This window comes from Pseudomonas sp. GW822-FHT04C11 (assembly GCF_058800905.1).
Map to the genome: position 1 here is coordinate 299983 of NZ_JBXAMS010000003.1, position 14991 is coordinate 314973.

The 14991-nt window shown below is 58.2% G+C and carries 13 protein-coding genes; 6 read left to right on the forward strand and 7 right to left on the reverse strand.

Annotation, left to right across the window (positions count from 1 at the left end):
• Positions 1 to 237 precede the first annotated feature (237 nt).
• Together fba and AC1RJ3_RS06965 are read left to right on the forward strand one after the other, a co-directional pair.
• Positions 238 to 1302 carry a class II fructose-bisphosphate aldolase gene (gene fba / locus AC1RJ3_RS06960; RefSeq protein ID WP_019694035.1) on the forward strand — a complete coding sequence of 355 codons (1065 nt, stop codon included), beginning with the start codon at positions 238 to 240 and terminating at the stop codon, positions 1300 to 1302.
• 281 nt (positions 1303 to 1583) lie between these two features.
• Positions 1584 to 1955 (forward strand): hypothetical protein, encoded by a 372-nt coding sequence (locus AC1RJ3_RS06965; protein ID WP_493078117.1) that lies wholly within the window; start codon positions 1584 to 1586, stop codon positions 1953 to 1955.
• Positions 1956 to 2247: 292 nt separating this feature from the next.
• On the opposite strand, the gene AC1RJ3_RS06970 is transcribed toward AC1RJ3_RS06965, so the two are convergent.
• The 3 genes from AC1RJ3_RS06970 to AC1RJ3_RS06980 form a co-directional block, all read right to left on the reverse strand.
• Positions 2248 to 3072: an aspartyl/asparaginyl beta-hydroxylase domain-containing protein gene (locus tag AC1RJ3_RS06970; RefSeq protein WP_347928209.1), complete on the reverse strand. Its 825-nt coding sequence runs from the start codon at positions 3070 to 3072 to the stop codon at positions 2248 to 2250.
• A gap of 249 nt (positions 3073 to 3321) precedes the next feature.
• Positions 3322 to 3615 (reverse strand): fructose-bisphosphate aldolase, encoded by a 294-nt coding sequence (locus AC1RJ3_RS06975; RefSeq protein ID WP_347928208.1) that lies wholly within the window; start codon positions 3613 to 3615, stop codon positions 3322 to 3324.
• A gap of 527 nt (positions 3616 to 4142) precedes the next feature.
• Positions 4143 to 4814, reverse strand: a complete 672-nt coding sequence (locus AC1RJ3_RS06980) for a polysaccharide lyase family 7 protein (protein ID WP_054594410.1) — start codon at positions 4812 to 4814, stop codon at positions 4143 to 4145.
• Between the two features lie 313 nt (positions 4815 to 5127).
• On the opposite strand from AC1RJ3_RS06980, the gene AC1RJ3_RS06985 reads away from it, so the two are divergent.
• From AC1RJ3_RS06985 to AC1RJ3_RS06995, 3 genes are read left to right on the forward strand one after another with little or no spacing between them, the layout of a single operon-like run.
• Positions 5128 to 7251 (forward strand): putative bifunctional diguanylate cyclase/phosphodiesterase, encoded by a 2124-nt coding sequence (locus AC1RJ3_RS06985; protein WP_493078120.1) that lies wholly within the window; start codon positions 5128 to 5130, stop codon positions 7249 to 7251.
• A gap of 42 nt (positions 7252 to 7293) precedes the next feature.
• Positions 7294 to 7785 (forward strand): M48 metallopeptidase family protein, encoded by a 492-nt coding sequence (locus AC1RJ3_RS06990; RefSeq protein ID WP_019694032.1) that lies wholly within the window; start codon positions 7294 to 7296, stop codon positions 7783 to 7785.
• 23 nt (positions 7786 to 7808) lie between these two features.
• Positions 7809 to 8105 (forward strand): winged helix-turn-helix domain-containing protein, encoded by a 297-nt coding sequence (locus tag AC1RJ3_RS06995; RefSeq protein ID WP_493078122.1) that lies wholly within the window; start codon positions 7809 to 7811, stop codon positions 8103 to 8105.
• A gap of 43 nt (positions 8106 to 8148) precedes the next feature.
• On the opposite strand, the gene AC1RJ3_RS07000 is transcribed toward AC1RJ3_RS06995, so the two are convergent.
• Positions 8149 to 8601, reverse strand: a complete 453-nt coding sequence (locus AC1RJ3_RS07000) for a GNAT family N-acetyltransferase (protein WP_054594406.1) — start codon at positions 8599 to 8601, stop codon at positions 8149 to 8151.
• A gap of 265 nt (positions 8602 to 8866) precedes the next feature.
• Between AC1RJ3_RS07000 and AC1RJ3_RS07005 the strand changes: the two genes are divergently transcribed.
• Positions 8867 to 9604, forward strand: coding sequence for a substrate-binding periplasmic protein (locus AC1RJ3_RS07005; RefSeq protein WP_054594405.1), 738 nt, complete (start codon positions 8867 to 8869; stop codon positions 9602 to 9604).
• A gap of 151 nt (positions 9605 to 9755) precedes the next feature.
• Here AC1RJ3_RS07005 and yccS read toward each other — a convergent pair whose 3' ends face one another.
• The 3 genes from yccS to dbpA all read right to left on the reverse strand — a co-directional run bounded on the left by yccS (position 9756) and on the right by dbpA (position 14939).
• The gene (gene yccS / locus AC1RJ3_RS07010) at positions 9756 to 11939 is read right to left on the reverse strand and encodes a YccS family putative transporter (protein WP_054594404.1); all 2184 of its coding nucleotides are present in this window, start codon (positions 11937 to 11939) and stop codon (positions 9756 to 9758) included.
• 291 nt (positions 11940 to 12230) lie between these two features.
• Positions 12231 to 13409 carry a BaiN/RdsA family NAD(P)/FAD-dependent oxidoreductase gene (locus AC1RJ3_RS07015; RefSeq protein WP_054594403.1) on the reverse strand — a complete coding sequence of 393 codons (1179 nt, stop codon included), beginning with the start codon at positions 13407 to 13409 and terminating at the stop codon, positions 12231 to 12233.
• 192 nt (positions 13410 to 13601) lie between these two features.
• Complete coding sequence (gene dbpA, locus AC1RJ3_RS07020) at positions 13602 to 14939, reverse strand: ATP-dependent RNA helicase DbpA (RefSeq protein ID WP_237142987.1); 1338 nt, start codon at positions 14937 to 14939, stop codon at positions 13602 to 13604.
• Positions 14940 to 14991: the final 52 nt, after the last annotated feature.

Consider the following 14991-nt stretch of genomic DNA (forward strand, 5'->3'; position numbering starts at 1 on the left):
CGGTCACAAAGCCAGTCGACTCAGCGATCCAGAAGGACCGAGTCAATTGGTTTACGACTGCTTCGCAGCCGAGCGCGAGCAAGCTCGCTCGCCACAGGGTTCTTCGTAACACACAGGATTTATGTTGTACCGGATTCGCAGGCCGGCCTTACCCCCGATCTGCATTAACTTGAATAGCAGCCGCCGCTACGGCAGGCTTGCACGATTAACGACCCTCAACCGGGAGAGACACACACCATGGCACTTATCAGCATGCGCCAGATGCTGGACCACGCAGCCGAGTTCGGCTACGGCGTTCCAGCCTTCAACGTCAACAACCTTGAGCAGATGCGCGCCATCATGGAAGCCGCTGACAAGACTGACTCCCCGGTGATCGTCCAGGCTTCGGCCGGCGCCCGTAAATACGCTGGCGCGCCATTCCTGCGTCACCTGATTCTGGCGGCGATCGAAGAGTTCCCGCACATCCCGGTGTGCATGCACCAGGACCACGGCACCAGCCCTGACGTCTGCCAGCGCTCGATCCAGCTGGGCTTCAGCTCGGTGATGATGGACGGCTCCCTCGGCGAAGACGGCAAGACGCCGACCGACTACGACTACAACGTCCGTGTCACCCAACAAACCGTAGCCATGGCTCACGCCTGCGGCGTATCGGTAGAAGGCGAGCTGGGCTGCCTGGGTTCGCTGGAAACCGGCATGGCCGGTGAAGAAGACGGTATCGGTGCAGAAGGCGTGCTCGATCACAGCCAAATGCTCACCGACCCGGAAGAAGCCGCTGACTTCGTCAAGCGCACCCAGGTCGACGCCCTGGCCATCGCCATCGGCACCAGCCACGGCGCCTACAAGTTCACCAAGCCACCCACCGGCGACGTGCTGGCTATCGACCGTATCAAGGAAATCCACAAACGCATCCCGAACACCCACCTGGTGATGCACGGTTCTTCTTCGGTACCGCAAGAGTGGCTGGCGATCATCAACCAGTACGGCGGCGACATCAAAGAAACCTACGGTGTACCGGTTGAAGAAATCGTCGAAGGCATCAAGCACGGCGTGCGCAAGGTCAACATCGACACCGACCTGCGTCTGGCCTCCACTGGCGCGATGCGTCGCCTGATGGCCACCAACCCGAGCGAATTCGATCCGCGTAAATTCTTCGGCGCCACTGTAACGGCCATGCGCGACGTGTGCATCGCACGTTATGAAGCGTTCGGGACTGCCGGTAATGCTTCGAAGATCAAACCGATCTCGTTGGAAGCGATGTTCCAGCGTTATTTGAAAGGTGAGTTGAACGCCAAGGTTAACTAAGTTTGAGCGTTTGATAGCACTAATAAAAAACCCGCCGAGAGGCGGGTTTTTTGTTGGCGCTAAAAAGTGGAGATTATCTCTCGGAGTTATTGATGAACGACTTATACTTTTTGTGATAGATGTATTGTCTGGTTAATCTGAATGTGTATTAAGGACTGTTATTTCTGACAGTTGGTTCAGTGTCAGGAGAGGGCTACCATTCGCATCGTAACGCAAAAGTGTGGGTGTCCAGATATTTGAATCTACTCCCTCTTATATCTTTGAGTGAAAGGATAGCGGCTATGTCTATGGCAGATAATACATATGGGGATGGCGACGATTCGGTACAGGAAACATCATCCAGTTCCGGCAATAGCGCGGGTTCGGTGAGCACTGTAATTTCGTATACAAAAGATTGGGGGCGGAATGGTCTTTTGAGCGTGACATATTTTGTGAAGCTAAAGACAGCGGCAGTGGGTGCAATAGTTCTTCTGACCGGCGCAGGGCAGAGTAAAAGTTTGGGGGTAATCCCGTCTGGAGGTACGGGGACCCTCTTCCAAGGGGGCTATTATTTCTCTGAGAAACATCGAGCCTTTCTGGAATTTGAAGTGGTTTCAGGTGCCAATAGCAACCGGCATCAATTTGAAGTATTGAGCGCACAATTTACGCCGTGAAATCGCTAGGGCAGCTTATTTAAGGTGAGGGTGTGGATTCATTAATCCGCCCCCGCCTTTGATTATATAAACTGAATCCTCATCCATTCGCGGGTGTATCAAACCTGGGTGGCTCAATCCAGAGGGGCTGCGAAACCTCATCGCTGGGCGATGTTCCAGCGCACTTGATAGGTGAATTGAGCGCCAAGGTTAACTAAATCTGAGCGTTTAATAGCACTAACGAAAAACCCGCCAAGAGGCGGGTTTTTTGGGTAAGGGTGACGGGGTAACTAAGGTTTCCCGTTGTTCACGCTTACTGAATAAGTTTCCAGTTCTTGTAAAAGAACCGGCGCAAGGCGAAGGCTACGCCCGCAAACGAAGCGACGATGCCGTTCAGGATAAAAGAGGCCCAGGACGGGCGCAGTATGTCGAGGAACAGGCAGTAGCGCTTGGCGTCATTCTTGTTGAAGGAGGCGTGCAGCAGGGTGTCATCAAAGATGAACAGCGGATCATCGTGCCAGTAGTGTTTTTTCTTCCTGACTTGGATGTACACGCCGTCATGGTGAGCGGCGGGCATGATGTTGTAGAGCACGCGGTACATCATGCGCAAAGGCCCGAAGTGAAAGGACGTCGACTGATTTTCATTGAAAACCGATACGCCGATGGTCTTTATATAAGGCAGTTTCTTCTGAAGTGCGGGAATGTTGAGTTCGGTATCGATCTTGCGGCCATACCATTGGAAGAACAACATGCCACGCTTTTTCTGGGCCATGCGCGCATCGAGGAATGCAATGATCTCTTCCTTGTGAGCCATCGCAGTTTCAATCACGTAGTTGATGTCTTGCTGATGGCTTTCGGGAAGATCGCGCAGCTTGTAAACGTAACGGCTTGGCTTGGACAGTAGATCGAAAAAGGTATTCAGGGGTGCGAGCAACCACGTATTGCGGCCGCCACCTATAAAATACTTTTTGATGATGTCTTTGTCGAAGATGCCATTGCGCAGGAAGTCATAGATGCCGCAAATACAAAGCACAGCAAGAAACCAAAGGGTGGCCACCGGGAAACTATAAATAATGGCGGCAATACCGAGAATGGTGACTGCCGAGACTGCTTTCTTGCGGATGACTCGAGTGTTCATGGAACTCAGTTCCCCTGAGGCGGTGCGGGTATTTGGATGTGAAAAATACCTATAGGACAGACATTATATTCGCCATCATAAGGGTTCATTCTGTAATAAATGTTTCTTGTTTGTAAAGATTTCTCAGATGTAAAGGGGCGGTTTTTTTTGGCATCAGTCAGAAAAGCACAGTGAGGCGGATTTTTTTGAGTTGAAAGGGCGCCGACTCTTTCAGTCGGCCCCCCTTTTTTGTTCGTATAAGCCTAAGTCTCAGCGATTCGCTGGCTCGTCAAACCCTCGCTGCTCAATCACCCCGAACACATCGGTAATGTCCTGAACCATCAAGCGCGCCACGTTGGTGACGGTGTTGATGTCGCGCTCGGCGTAGTCGGGCAGGTTGGTGCAGGCCATGAGGGTAAGGTAGCTGAGGACTGCGTGCAGGCGTTCGCTGACGCAGGCGTGGAGTTCGCGGAGCGGGGCGTGGCTGTCGATGAGCAGGACGGGGTAGTCGGTAGCGATCTGGGTGAAGGGGGTGAAGCGGCGGGGCGGGGTTTGAGTAGTCATAGCGGAATCCTTTCAAGAAAAAGAATGGCCACCGTTCGCTGCGAAACAAATTGGGTGGCAGCTGTGCGCGGGTTCGCAGACCAGGAAAAGAATTAAAACCCCGGCAGACCCGAAAGCCTCCCACGCACAGCCGCCATGAAACGAAACGCAGGGGAGTTTACCTGTGCTGTCTTTTGACGGTGCTGGATAATTCTTTTGCAAGGGCTGCGAAACCCTGCCGCTGACCGAAGCCAGCTGACGGGATTGACTGTAAGCGCCGATTTTGGTGGTAGCAACCGGGGTGTAGGACGGTGCGGCGACCATTGTGGCGAGGGAGCTTGCTCCCGCTCGACGGCGCAGCCGTCGTAAACCGGGCGGTGTGGTGTGTCTGAGGAAATGAGGTGGCAGGGTTTGGGGCTGCTTCGCAACCCAGCGGGAGCAAGCTCCCTCGCCACAGTGGGAGCAATCCTACGAGATTTGCGGACGCTCAGATTGTTCCCATGCCCGTAGCAGCTGTCGAGCCGTACTCAAGGGTTGAGATCAAGTTGTCAGCTCGGGTTGTGATCAATATTCAGCTTGCTGAACGTCACTTTCCCACCCTCGCTGGTGTATCCGGTGTTGTCCTGCACATACACCCCGGCCTTGAAGTACAGCGGCTTGTCGCGCCAGGTGGCGCTGATCTGGGTGTCCCATGAGTAGCCCGCGGCGCTGATGCCCAAGGCGCCGCCGGGGGAGAGGTGGATCAGGTAGGAGAAACTCTGGTCCAGCTTCACCCCCGTGGCGATGGTGATCACCCGACCAACATCGTCGTCCGGGTGCATGCGCACCTTGGCCACGATGTTGCCGGTCGAGGTGCTGGTTTTGTACTGGTACTCGACTTTCACCAAGGGTTTCTGGCTGTTGTAGGCATGGATCTGGCCGATGACGATCTTGCCCGAACTCGGCACCTGGTTCACCGCGAGGGTCGCATGCAGCAAGTTGTCAGCGTCGGGGTAGAGCCAGTTGCGCAAAGTGCCGTTGCTGTAGGTTTCGCGAAGCTCGGTGCGTGGGTAAATCGCGTTTTCCGTGCGGGAGCCGGTCACCGGTGCCCAGAAGAACAACGTGCCGGTGTCGGAGTGGAAGTATTGATCCTTGAAACCGTCCACCAGTTTGGCGGTATCAACGGTGTACGGTGGGCTGCCGACAGGAACACTGAGGTTCCAGGTTGCGAGATCGATCATGGTCAAAGCTTCCGCGAATGCTAGCTGCACGCGCGTACCAGAAGCTCTAGCCCGCGCGTTAGAGGGCAGTCTTTATAAGCGTAGAACGGGTGCTTGTTAATGCCCGTCTGGCGGATAACTGGCGTCAATGTTCTGTCGAGTTAGCGCTTTTCCCGGTATTGCTGGCTTCGGAACTGACCGTTAGTCGGAGTCTGAGGCTTTGCCATCGGTGATGGCGTGATGATGCCTACTGCTTTGGCAGATCCCGGTCTAGAGTGGAGTTGTCCGGTTTTTTTCGACGGTACCGGCCTGACGTCACCAAAAGAGAAGCAGCATGGAATGCGCGCAACCCAAGCCAGTTGAAGGCAGCTCAGTTCTTCTAATCGTGGATGATTACCCTGAAAACCTGATCAGTATGCGTGCGTTGTTACAGCGCCAGGACTGGCAGGTGATGACCGCGGCTTCCGGCTTTGAAGCCTTGAGCCTGTTACTCGAACATGAAATCGACCTGGTGCTGCTTGATGTGCAGATGCCAGAGATGGACGGTTTTGAAGTGGCACGTTTGATGCGCGGTAGCCAGCGGACCCGTTTGACCCCGATCATTTTCCTGACCGCCAACGAACAGTCCCAGGATGCTGTGATCAAGGGCTATGCCAGTGGCGCAGTGGATTACCTGTTCAAACCGTTTGACCCGCAAATCCTCAAACCGAAAGTTCAGGCCCTGCTTGAACACCAGCGCAATCGCCGCGCCTTGCAGCGCTTGAGCCAGGATCTGGAAGCCGCGCGCGCTTTCAATGCCTCGGTGCTGGATAACGCCGCCGAAGGGATTCTGGTGGTGGGTGATGACGGCCTGATCCGCTTCGCCAACCCGGCCATGTCCCGCCTGCTCAATGCGACGGTCACCGAATTGCAAGGCGCGGAGTTCGTGGACTTCCTGCAAAAACCGCACGTGCCGGTGTGGGCTGAATCTGACATTTATGCCGGTTATCAACGGGGTGAGACCTGGCGCGTGCACGATGCAATCCTGCGCACCGCGCCGGGTCAGCAAGTGCCGGTGGCGCTGTCCTGCGCGCCATTGCCGTCCGAACAGCGGGCGATGGTGGTGACCGTGCTCGATATGTCGGTGGTGCGCCATCTGCATCAACAGCTGGAGTTCCAGGCCGTCACAGACCCGCTGACCGGGCTGCTCAATCGCCGTGGCTTCTACCAGACTGCGGAAAACCTGCTATTGCGCGGTGAGCGTTCCGACAGCGCGTGGGTGTTGTTGTACCTGGACCTGGATGGCTTCAAACGGGTCAACGATTCCCTGGGCCACGATGCCGGTGACCGGGTGCTGCGTTGGGTGTCCGAGCAGTTGAAAGCCTGTCTTCGGCCATTCGATATTCTGGCGCGCATGGGCGGTGATGAGTTCACGGCGTTGCTCGATCTGGAGTTTCCCGAGCAAGCGGCGAAGATTGCCGAGAAGCTCATCGAGCGAATCTCGATCTGTCAGCAAATTGAAGGACTGGATGTGGTGCTCGGCGCGAGCATCGGCATTGCAACCTATCCCGATTGCGGTTCTAACCTTGACGGCTTGCTGCGCGCCTCAGACATCGCGATGTACGAGGCCAAGCGTGCCGGGCGCCAGCAATATCGCTTCTACGACCATGAAATGAACGGTCGCGCGCGCTCGCGGCTAATGCTCGAAGAAAGCGTGCGCACAGCCATCGAAAATCAGGATTTCAACCTGGTGTATCAACCCCAGGTTGCGATTGCCGACGGTCGTGTACGCGGGTTTGAAGCGTTGCTGCGCTGGCAGCACCCGAGTGTCGGCGATGTCCCGCCGGGGTTGTTTTTGCCACTGCTGGAAGAGGCGCGGCTGATCAGTCGTCTCGGCAGCTGGATTTACCATCGCGGCGCCAAGCAGCGTAAAGCCTGGGAAACCCTGTTTGCCAAGGATCTGGTACTTGCTGTGAGTTTGAGCAGCACCCAGTTCGGCATGCCGAACCTGGTCACCGAGTTGCGTCAGGTGCTGGAGCGTCATGAGCTGCAGCCGTGTCAGCTGGAAGTTGAAATCACCGAAGATGCGTTGATACAAAATGTTGATGAGTCACGTAAACAGCTGCGTCTGTTGCGCCACCTCGGGGTGCGCGTGGCACTGGATGACTTTGGTTCGGGGCCGTGCTCGTTGGCGCATTTACGCGATCTGCAGTTGGACACGCTCAAGCTCGACCGGCACCTGATTGCCCGGCTACCCGATTCGCCTCGGGATGCAGCGCTGGTGCGCAGTGTCATAGAGTTGTGCGGGGAATTCGGAATGTTGGTGATCGCCGAAGGCGTGGAGACCGTTGCACAGTATCGATGGCTTGAGGCCAACGGTTGCCAGTATGTGCAAGGGTTCCTGGTGGCCAGGCCGCTGATGGCCGAGGATGCCGGTGGCTTTGCGCAGCCGTTTGACTGGAGCGCGCTGACCGCCTGAATTCGCTACACTGGCGGTCTTTCGTCACTCTGTTGTTGACCCATGACCGCGCTGAAGTACCTCCAGGCTTATCCCGCTGCCTTGCAAGACCAAGTGCGCCAGTTGATCGATCAGGATCGACTGGGCGACTACCTGAGCCAGCGTTACCCGGACAAGCACGCGGTGCAGAGTGACAAGGCGCTGTACAGCTACGCGCTGGAGTTGAAACAGGAATACCTGCGCAATGCGCCGGCCATCGACAAAGTGCTGTTCGACAACCGTCTCGACCTGACCCACCGTGCCCTCGGCCTGCACACGGCGATCTCGCGCGTGCAGGGCGGCAAGCTCAAGGCCAAGAAAGAAATTCGTATCGCCTCGTTATTCAAGGACGCCGCGCCGCAGTTTCTGAAAATGATCGTGGTGCATGAACTCGCGCACTTCAAGGAGTCCGATCACAACAAGGCTTTCTACAAGCTGTGCGAGCATATGCTGCCGGGCTATCACCAGTTGGAGTTCGACTTGCGGGTGTACCTGACGTGGCGGGATATGCAGTAAACATTGGAATCGGGAGTGTGGGAATGGACGTCAGCAAGACCAAAAGCAGCTTCTACCGCCGTTTGTACGTGGCGTACCTGATCGACAGTGGTCTGGCCAGCAACGTCCCGGCACTCACCGAGGTCACCGGCATGCCGCGGCGTACAGCCCAGGACACCATCGCCGCCTTGGCGGATCTGGATATCGTGTGCGAGTTCGAGCAGGAAGAGGGCGCGCGCAATCATGCCGGGCGTTATCGGATTCTGAGCTGGGGGGCGATTGATCCGCGCTGGATCGAGCGCAATCTTCAGCAGATCAAAGCGGTGCTGGAGTATCCCTGACGGAGGTGCTTGATCGTTCCCACCCAGAGCATGGGAACGATCACTAGGGACGGCGCATCCCGATATGCGGAATGTCATCCTCCAGGTATTCCTCGCCCACCACGACAAACCCGTACCTCCCGTAATACCCCTGCAAATGTGCCTGGGCCGACAGATAGATCGGCACTTCAGGCCAGTATTTCTCAGCCTGCTTGAGCCCCTGCGCCATCAACTCATGACCCAGGCCCTGGCCCCGCGCCTGAGGGGCAATCACCACACGGCCGATGACCACGTCGCCGCCCTGTGAGATCGGGTCGAGCAACCGCAGGTAGGCCACCAGCTGATCGCCGTCCCAGGCCATCAAGTGGCAGGTGTCACCGTCCAGGTCCAGCCCATCGACTTCCTGATAGGCGCATTTCTGCTCAACGACGAACACTTGCGTGCGCAACTGCAGAATGGCGTACAACTGCTCTTTGCCCAGATCGCTGTGGTGTTTGCAGACCCAATCGATTGTCATCTTCACATTCCTTGAACAACGTTGCTCCGATACTAAGCGTCCCGCTACCGGATGTCTTGCGGCATAAAAAACTGTGACAAAGGCCAAAATGCCATCATTCATTTCTCGCGACGTTGTCTTCTTTGTGTAATCTGATTTTTAGCGGTTTGTTGTGGCTTCAATGAACTACTGTTAGGGCCTGGGTTGTGGCCGCTATTGGGCACACAGGCCTTCGAGTTTTGGCTAAAAACACGCTGGGCTGCCCGCCCGCTAAGGATTTTTTAGCATGCCGCGATTGCATCGAGCTGTTGCTTTGATTGGATTGCTGTTGCTGAGCCAGGCCGCCACAGCAGAAAAACTGCGACTGGTGGCCGATGCCTGGCCCCCCTTTACCGATGCCACGCTGGTCAATGGCGGGGTGGCAACCGACATTGTCAGTACTGCGCTGGCGCGGGCGGGTTATGCCAGTGATTTCGAGCAGGTGCCTTGGGCCAGGGCTTTGCTGGGTGTGGGCGAAGGGCGTTACGACGTGCTGGTCAATGCCTGGTTCAACGAGGAGCGCACCCATATCGGGCAGTTTTCCAGTGAGTACCTGCTCAACCGGATACGTTTCCTCAAGCGTAAAGACACGCCGATCGAATACAACAACTTGCAGCAGCTGCACACCTATCCGGTTGCCGTGGTGCGCGGCTACGCCTATTCACCCGCGTTTGACGGTGACGCCGCCTTGCAGAAAGTGCAGGTGCACAACTTCCCCATGGCGGTGCGCATGCTCGCCGCTGACCGGGTGAAGCTGACCCTGGAAGACGAATACGTTGCCCGCTATTACCTGGCGCGCGAATCCTCCAAGGTGCGCAATGCCGTGGAGTTCCTGCCCAATCCTCTGAGTGAAAACAGCCTGCATATTCTGGTCAGCCTGAAGAACCCCGACCATGAACAGATTGTTGCCGGATTCGACCGCGAGATTGCAGCGATGAAGGAGGATGGCAGCTATGAGCGATTGCTCAGGCAGCATGGAATGTGACGTCTGTTGTTGTGGCGAGGGAGCTTGCTCCCGCTGGGTTGCGAAGCGACCCAAGACAAGCTGCTCGATGTGTCAGGTAGAAAACCATTTACCGGTTTTACGGCTGCTGCGCACCCGAGCGTGAGCAAGCTCGCTCGCCACAGGCGCGCGCTCACTCCTCGCTCGTATCCTTGATCAAATGTGCCGCCAGCGTGCGCAACGGTCCCAGTTGCCGGCAGATCAACCCCAGTTGGGTTTGCACCAGACGCTGACCTTCGTCGATCTCGTCAGGCATTTGTTCAAGCCCGGCGGCCAGGGCTTCTTCGTCGTCGCTCTGAATCGCAATCGGCGATTTGCTCGCCAGCCCTTGGGCGATTTCGTCGATGCTGGTCGCCAGACTGACGCCGGCACCGTTGATCAACTGTTCCCGAATGTCAGCGGGTAGCTGGATTTCGCGGTGCGCACCGAGGCCCGAGAGGTAGCTGAGCAAGGTGTGGGAAAGCACCAGGAAACGGAAGCCGACATCGGCTTCCTTACGGAAATGCCCCGGCTCCATGAGCATGTTGGCCAAGGTTGTCGACAGCGCCGCATCGGCGTTGTGGGCATTGCGTCGAGCCAGCCGATAGGCCAGGTCATCACGTTTGCCGACAGCGTATTGCTGCATGATCTGGCGCAGGTAAATGCTGTTGCAGGTCAGGGTGTTGGCCAGCACTTTGTTCAGCCTGCGGCCCTGCCAGTCCGGCAGGAACAGCAATACCGCGAGCCCCGCGATCAGACCGCCGAGCAAGGTGTCGAGCAGCCTTGGCAGGAACAGCCCGTAGCCGTCGCCGACCTGATTGAAGCAGAACAGCACCATCAAGGTGATTGCCGCAGTCGCCAGCGTGTAGCGGGTGGTGCGGTTGATAAAGAACACCACGCCGGCGGCAATCGCGAAACTCGACTGCACCAGTGGATTGGGGAACAGATCGAACAACGCCCAGGCCAGGGTCAGGCCGATCGCGGTGCCGAGGATCCGCTGACCGAGTTTGCGCCGGGTGGCGCCGTAGTTCGGTTGGCAGACAAACAGTGTGGTGAGGATGATCCAGTAGCCTTGCGACGGGTGGATCAAGTGCACCATGCCGTAGCCGACGGTCAGGGCCAGAGGCAAACGCAGGGCATGCCGAAACAGCAACGAAGTCGGCGTCAGCTGCGTGCGCAGGCGCGTCCAGACGTCCTTGAGGTTGCGCGGTGAACGGTCGAGCAGGCTGCTGTCGGTGGCGTCGGCCAGGCTGTCGGGATTGCTTGCGTCGCTGAGCAAGCGGTCAAGCGTGCTGAGGTTGGCTGCCAGTGCACGCAATGAGCGCAGCAAACCGCGCCAGGCCGGATTGCTCTGGATGCGCAAGTGTTCGAGGGAGGCGTGCAGGTCGCTCAGGGCTTCGGCAAAACTGTCGTCATAGACGAACGGCTGGCGCATCTGGATCGACTCGGCCAATGCCCGGCAGGCTTTGCCTTGCTGGCGGAGCAGGCGTTGGCAGCGGAACAGCACGTCGCTGTGGAAAAAGGCCTCGGCCAGGGCGTTGTATGGATAGTGCGAAGAGCTGGCGCGTTCGTGGATGTCCTGGGCGAGGAAATACAGCTTCAGGTAACGACTGACTTTCGACCCCGGCCGGCCGTTGCCGACCCGGTGCAGGATGATTTCCTTGGCGGCGTTGAGCGCCGCGACCACTCGGCCATTCTGCTGCGCCAGTTCCAGCCTGCGGGCTTCGACGTCCATCTGGCGGATCGGCTCGAACAGTGACGATTTGAGCTTCAGGTAAAACCCCAGCTCGCGAAACAAGCGCGCCAGGCTCTGCTGCACCGGCTGGTTGGAAAACAGCGCCTGCCACAGCACCGAGAGCAAGCCATACCAGGCGGCACCGGCCACCAGCAACACCGGTTCATGCCAGAAATCGGTGACCGCGCCACCGCGCTGGTCCACGCCGATCATGGTGTACACCGACAGAATCAACGTCGCCGAGGCAATCGCGCCATAGCGTTCGCCCAAGGCGCCGAGCATGGTCAGGCCGAAACTGGCGAGTGCCAGGGCAACCACGAAGATGTACGGATAGGGGAATAACAACTCGACCGAGAACGCGGCAACGCTGAAGCACACCAGCGTCACCGCCAATGCATTCAGACGGCCCTGCCAGCTGTCGTCGGTTTCGGCCAGGGCGCTGGCGATAATCCCCAGGAACAGCGGGATCAGCAGGCCCATTTCATTTTGATACCAACACAGCGCCATGGTGCCGGTCAGGGCGATGAACACCCGCACGCTGTAGCTGAATTTATCCAGCGCCCAAAGGCGACGCAGAGTCTGACGAAACGAGGTTGATGACATGAAGTGCGGAGGCCTTCCGGGGCAATGCAGCTAAATTGAGCCAGTAATGACGACGACGCAATGGCGCCGATCACATCTGACAGCAAAAACTGTTCCTTCCTGAGTAAAACTGTCAGGTCTGCATTGAACCCTGTGGCGAGGGAGCTTGCTCCCGCTCGGCGGCGTAGCCGTCGTAAACCCTATGCATGCGGTGTGTCTGGCAGACAGTGGTGACAGGTTTTGGGCCTGCTTCGCAGGCCAGCGGGAGCAAGCTCCCTCGCCACAAAAGCCTGATCACCGCATGCGATGGCGTTAGACGTACTGCGCCGCTGCGTAACCCGAGGCCCAGGCCCATTGGAAGTTGAAGCCGCCCAGGTGCCCGGTGACGTCCAGCACTTCACCGATGAAGTACAGGCCAGGGCTTTTCAGCGATTCCATGGTTTTGGACGAGACTTCGTGGGTGTCGACGCCACCGAGCGTGACTTCGGCTGTGCGATAGCCTTCGGTACCAGCCGGGACCAGTGTCCAGCTCGCCAGTTTGGCAGCGATATCGGCCAGCTCGGCGTGGGTGTACTGCTTCATCGGCTTGGAGACGAACCAGTTGTCGGCCAGCAGGTTGGCCATCTTCTTGGTGAAGATTTCGCCGAGCAGGGTTTTCAGTTCGCTGTTCGGGCGCTCGGCTTGCTGCTGTTGCAACCAGCTCGGCACGTCGTGGTCGGGCATCAGGTTGATTTCGACGGCGTCGCCGGATTGCCAGAACGAGGAAATCTGCAAAATCGCCGGGCCGCTGAGGCCACGGTGGGTGAACAGGATGTTCTCGCGAAAGCTCTGATCGTTGCAGCTCACCAGACAATCCACCGACGTACCGGACAGCTCGGTGCACAGCTCTTTGAGTTGGTCGGTGATGGTGAACGGCACCAGGCCGGCGCGGGTGGGCAGCAACTGGTGGCCGAACTGCTTGGCCACTTGATAGCCGAAACCGGTGGCGCCCAGGGTTGGAATCGACAGGCCGCCGGTGGCGATCACCAGCGATTCGCAGGTCAACTGGCCCAACGTGGTTTCCAGCAGGTAGCCGCTGTCGAGTTTTTCGATCTGCTGGATCGAGGTGTCGAGATGCAGGCTGACGCCGACCTGATCGCACTCGTCGAGGAGCATGCCGAGGATGTCGCTGGATTTGTTATCGCAGAATAGCTGGCCGAGCTTTTTCTCGTGGTACGGCACGCCGTGCTTGGCCACCATCCCGATGAAATCCCACTGGGTATAGCGCGCCAGTGCGGATTTACAGAAGTGAGCGTTTTGCGAGAGGAAATTGCTCGGCTCGGTGTACATGTTGGTGAAATTGCAGCGGCCACCACCGGACATGAGGATTTTCTTGCCGGCCTTGTTTGCGTGGTCGAGCAACATCACCTTGCGCCCGCGCCCGGCGGCGGTCAGTGCACACATCAACCCAGCGGCGCCAGCGCCAATGATCACGACTTCGGTAGAGCGCAAAACGGTGTCCTCAAGTTTCGTTAGCAAGGCTGGCAAGTGCTTTTGTGGAGAGGGAGCTTGCTCCCGCTCGAGTGCGTAGCAGTCGTAATCCGGCAAGTGCGGTCCGTCTGGTGAATCGCGTTTGCTGGTTTCGGGGCCGCTGCGCGACCCAGCGGGAGCAAGCTCCCTCGCCACAGAGGTGGGCAGCGTTTGTTACAAAATCCGTACGCGCAGCGAGCGGCCTTTGATCTTGCCGTCGCTCAAGCGCTGCACGGCTTGCTTGGCGATGCTGCGCTCCACGGCGACATAGGCCTGGTAGTCGAAGATCGCGATTTTGCCGACCTGGGCGCCTGGAACACCGGCATCGCCGGTCAGTGCGCCAAGGATGTCGCCCGGGCGAACCTTGTCTTTACGGCCGGCACCGATGCACAGGGTGCTCATGGCCGGCAGCAGCGGGGCGCCGCCCTGGGAGGTCAGGCTGTCCAGTTGATCCCAGCTCAGCGGCGACTTTTGCAGTTGCTCGATGGCTTGGGCGCGATGCGCTTCGGACGGCGCTACCAGGCTGATGGCGATGCCTTTCTCACCGGCACGACCGGTACGGCCAACGCGGTGGATGTGGATTTCCGAGTCGCGGGCCAGTTCGACGTTGACCACCATGTCCAGCGCATCGATGTCCAGACCACGGGCGGCGACGTCGGTGGCGACCAGTACCGAAGTACTGCGGTTGGCGAACATTGCCAGCACCTGGTCGCGATCACGCTGTTCCAGGTCACCGTGCAGGCCAACGGCCGAGATGCCTTTGGCCGTCAGGTGGTCGACGGTTTCCTGCACTTGTTGCTTGGTGAAGCAGAAAGCGACGGTGGACTGCGGGCGGTAATGGGCGAGGACCTTGACCACTGCGTCCATGCGCTCTTCCGGCGAAATCTCGAAGAAACGCTGTTCGATCTGTGTGTCGTCGTGGAACGCCTCGGCCTTCACTTGCTGCGGGTTACGCATGAACTTCGACGCCAGCTGCTTGATGCCTACCGGATACGTGGCGGAGAACAGCAGGGTCTGGCGACGCTCAGGGCACTGGGCGATGATTTCTTCGATGGAATCGTAGAACCCCATGTCGAGCATGCGGTCGGCTTCGTCGAGGATCAGCGTGTTCAGGCCGTGGAGCACCAGCGAACCCTTGCGCAGGTGTTGCTGGATGCGCCCCGGAGTGCCGACGATGATGTGCGCGCCGTGCTCCAGCGAGCCGATCTGCGGACCGAACGACACGCCGCCACACAGGGTCAGGACCTTGATGTTGTCTTCGGCGCGGGCCAGGCGACGGATTTCCTTGGCAACCTGGTCAGCCAGCTCACGAGTCGGGCAGATCACCAGTGCCTGGCAGCCGAAGAAGCGCGGATTGATCGGGTTCAGCAGGCCGATACCGAAGGCGGCGGTTTTGCCGCTGCCGGTCTTGGCCTGGGCGATCAGGTCCATCCCCTTGAGGATCACCGGCAAGCTTTGCGCCTGGATCGGCGTCATCTGGGCATAACCGAGGGAGTCGAGGTTAGCCAGCATGGCGGCGGACAGCGGCAAAGTATTAAAAGCGGTGGCGATGGTGGTCACGGGA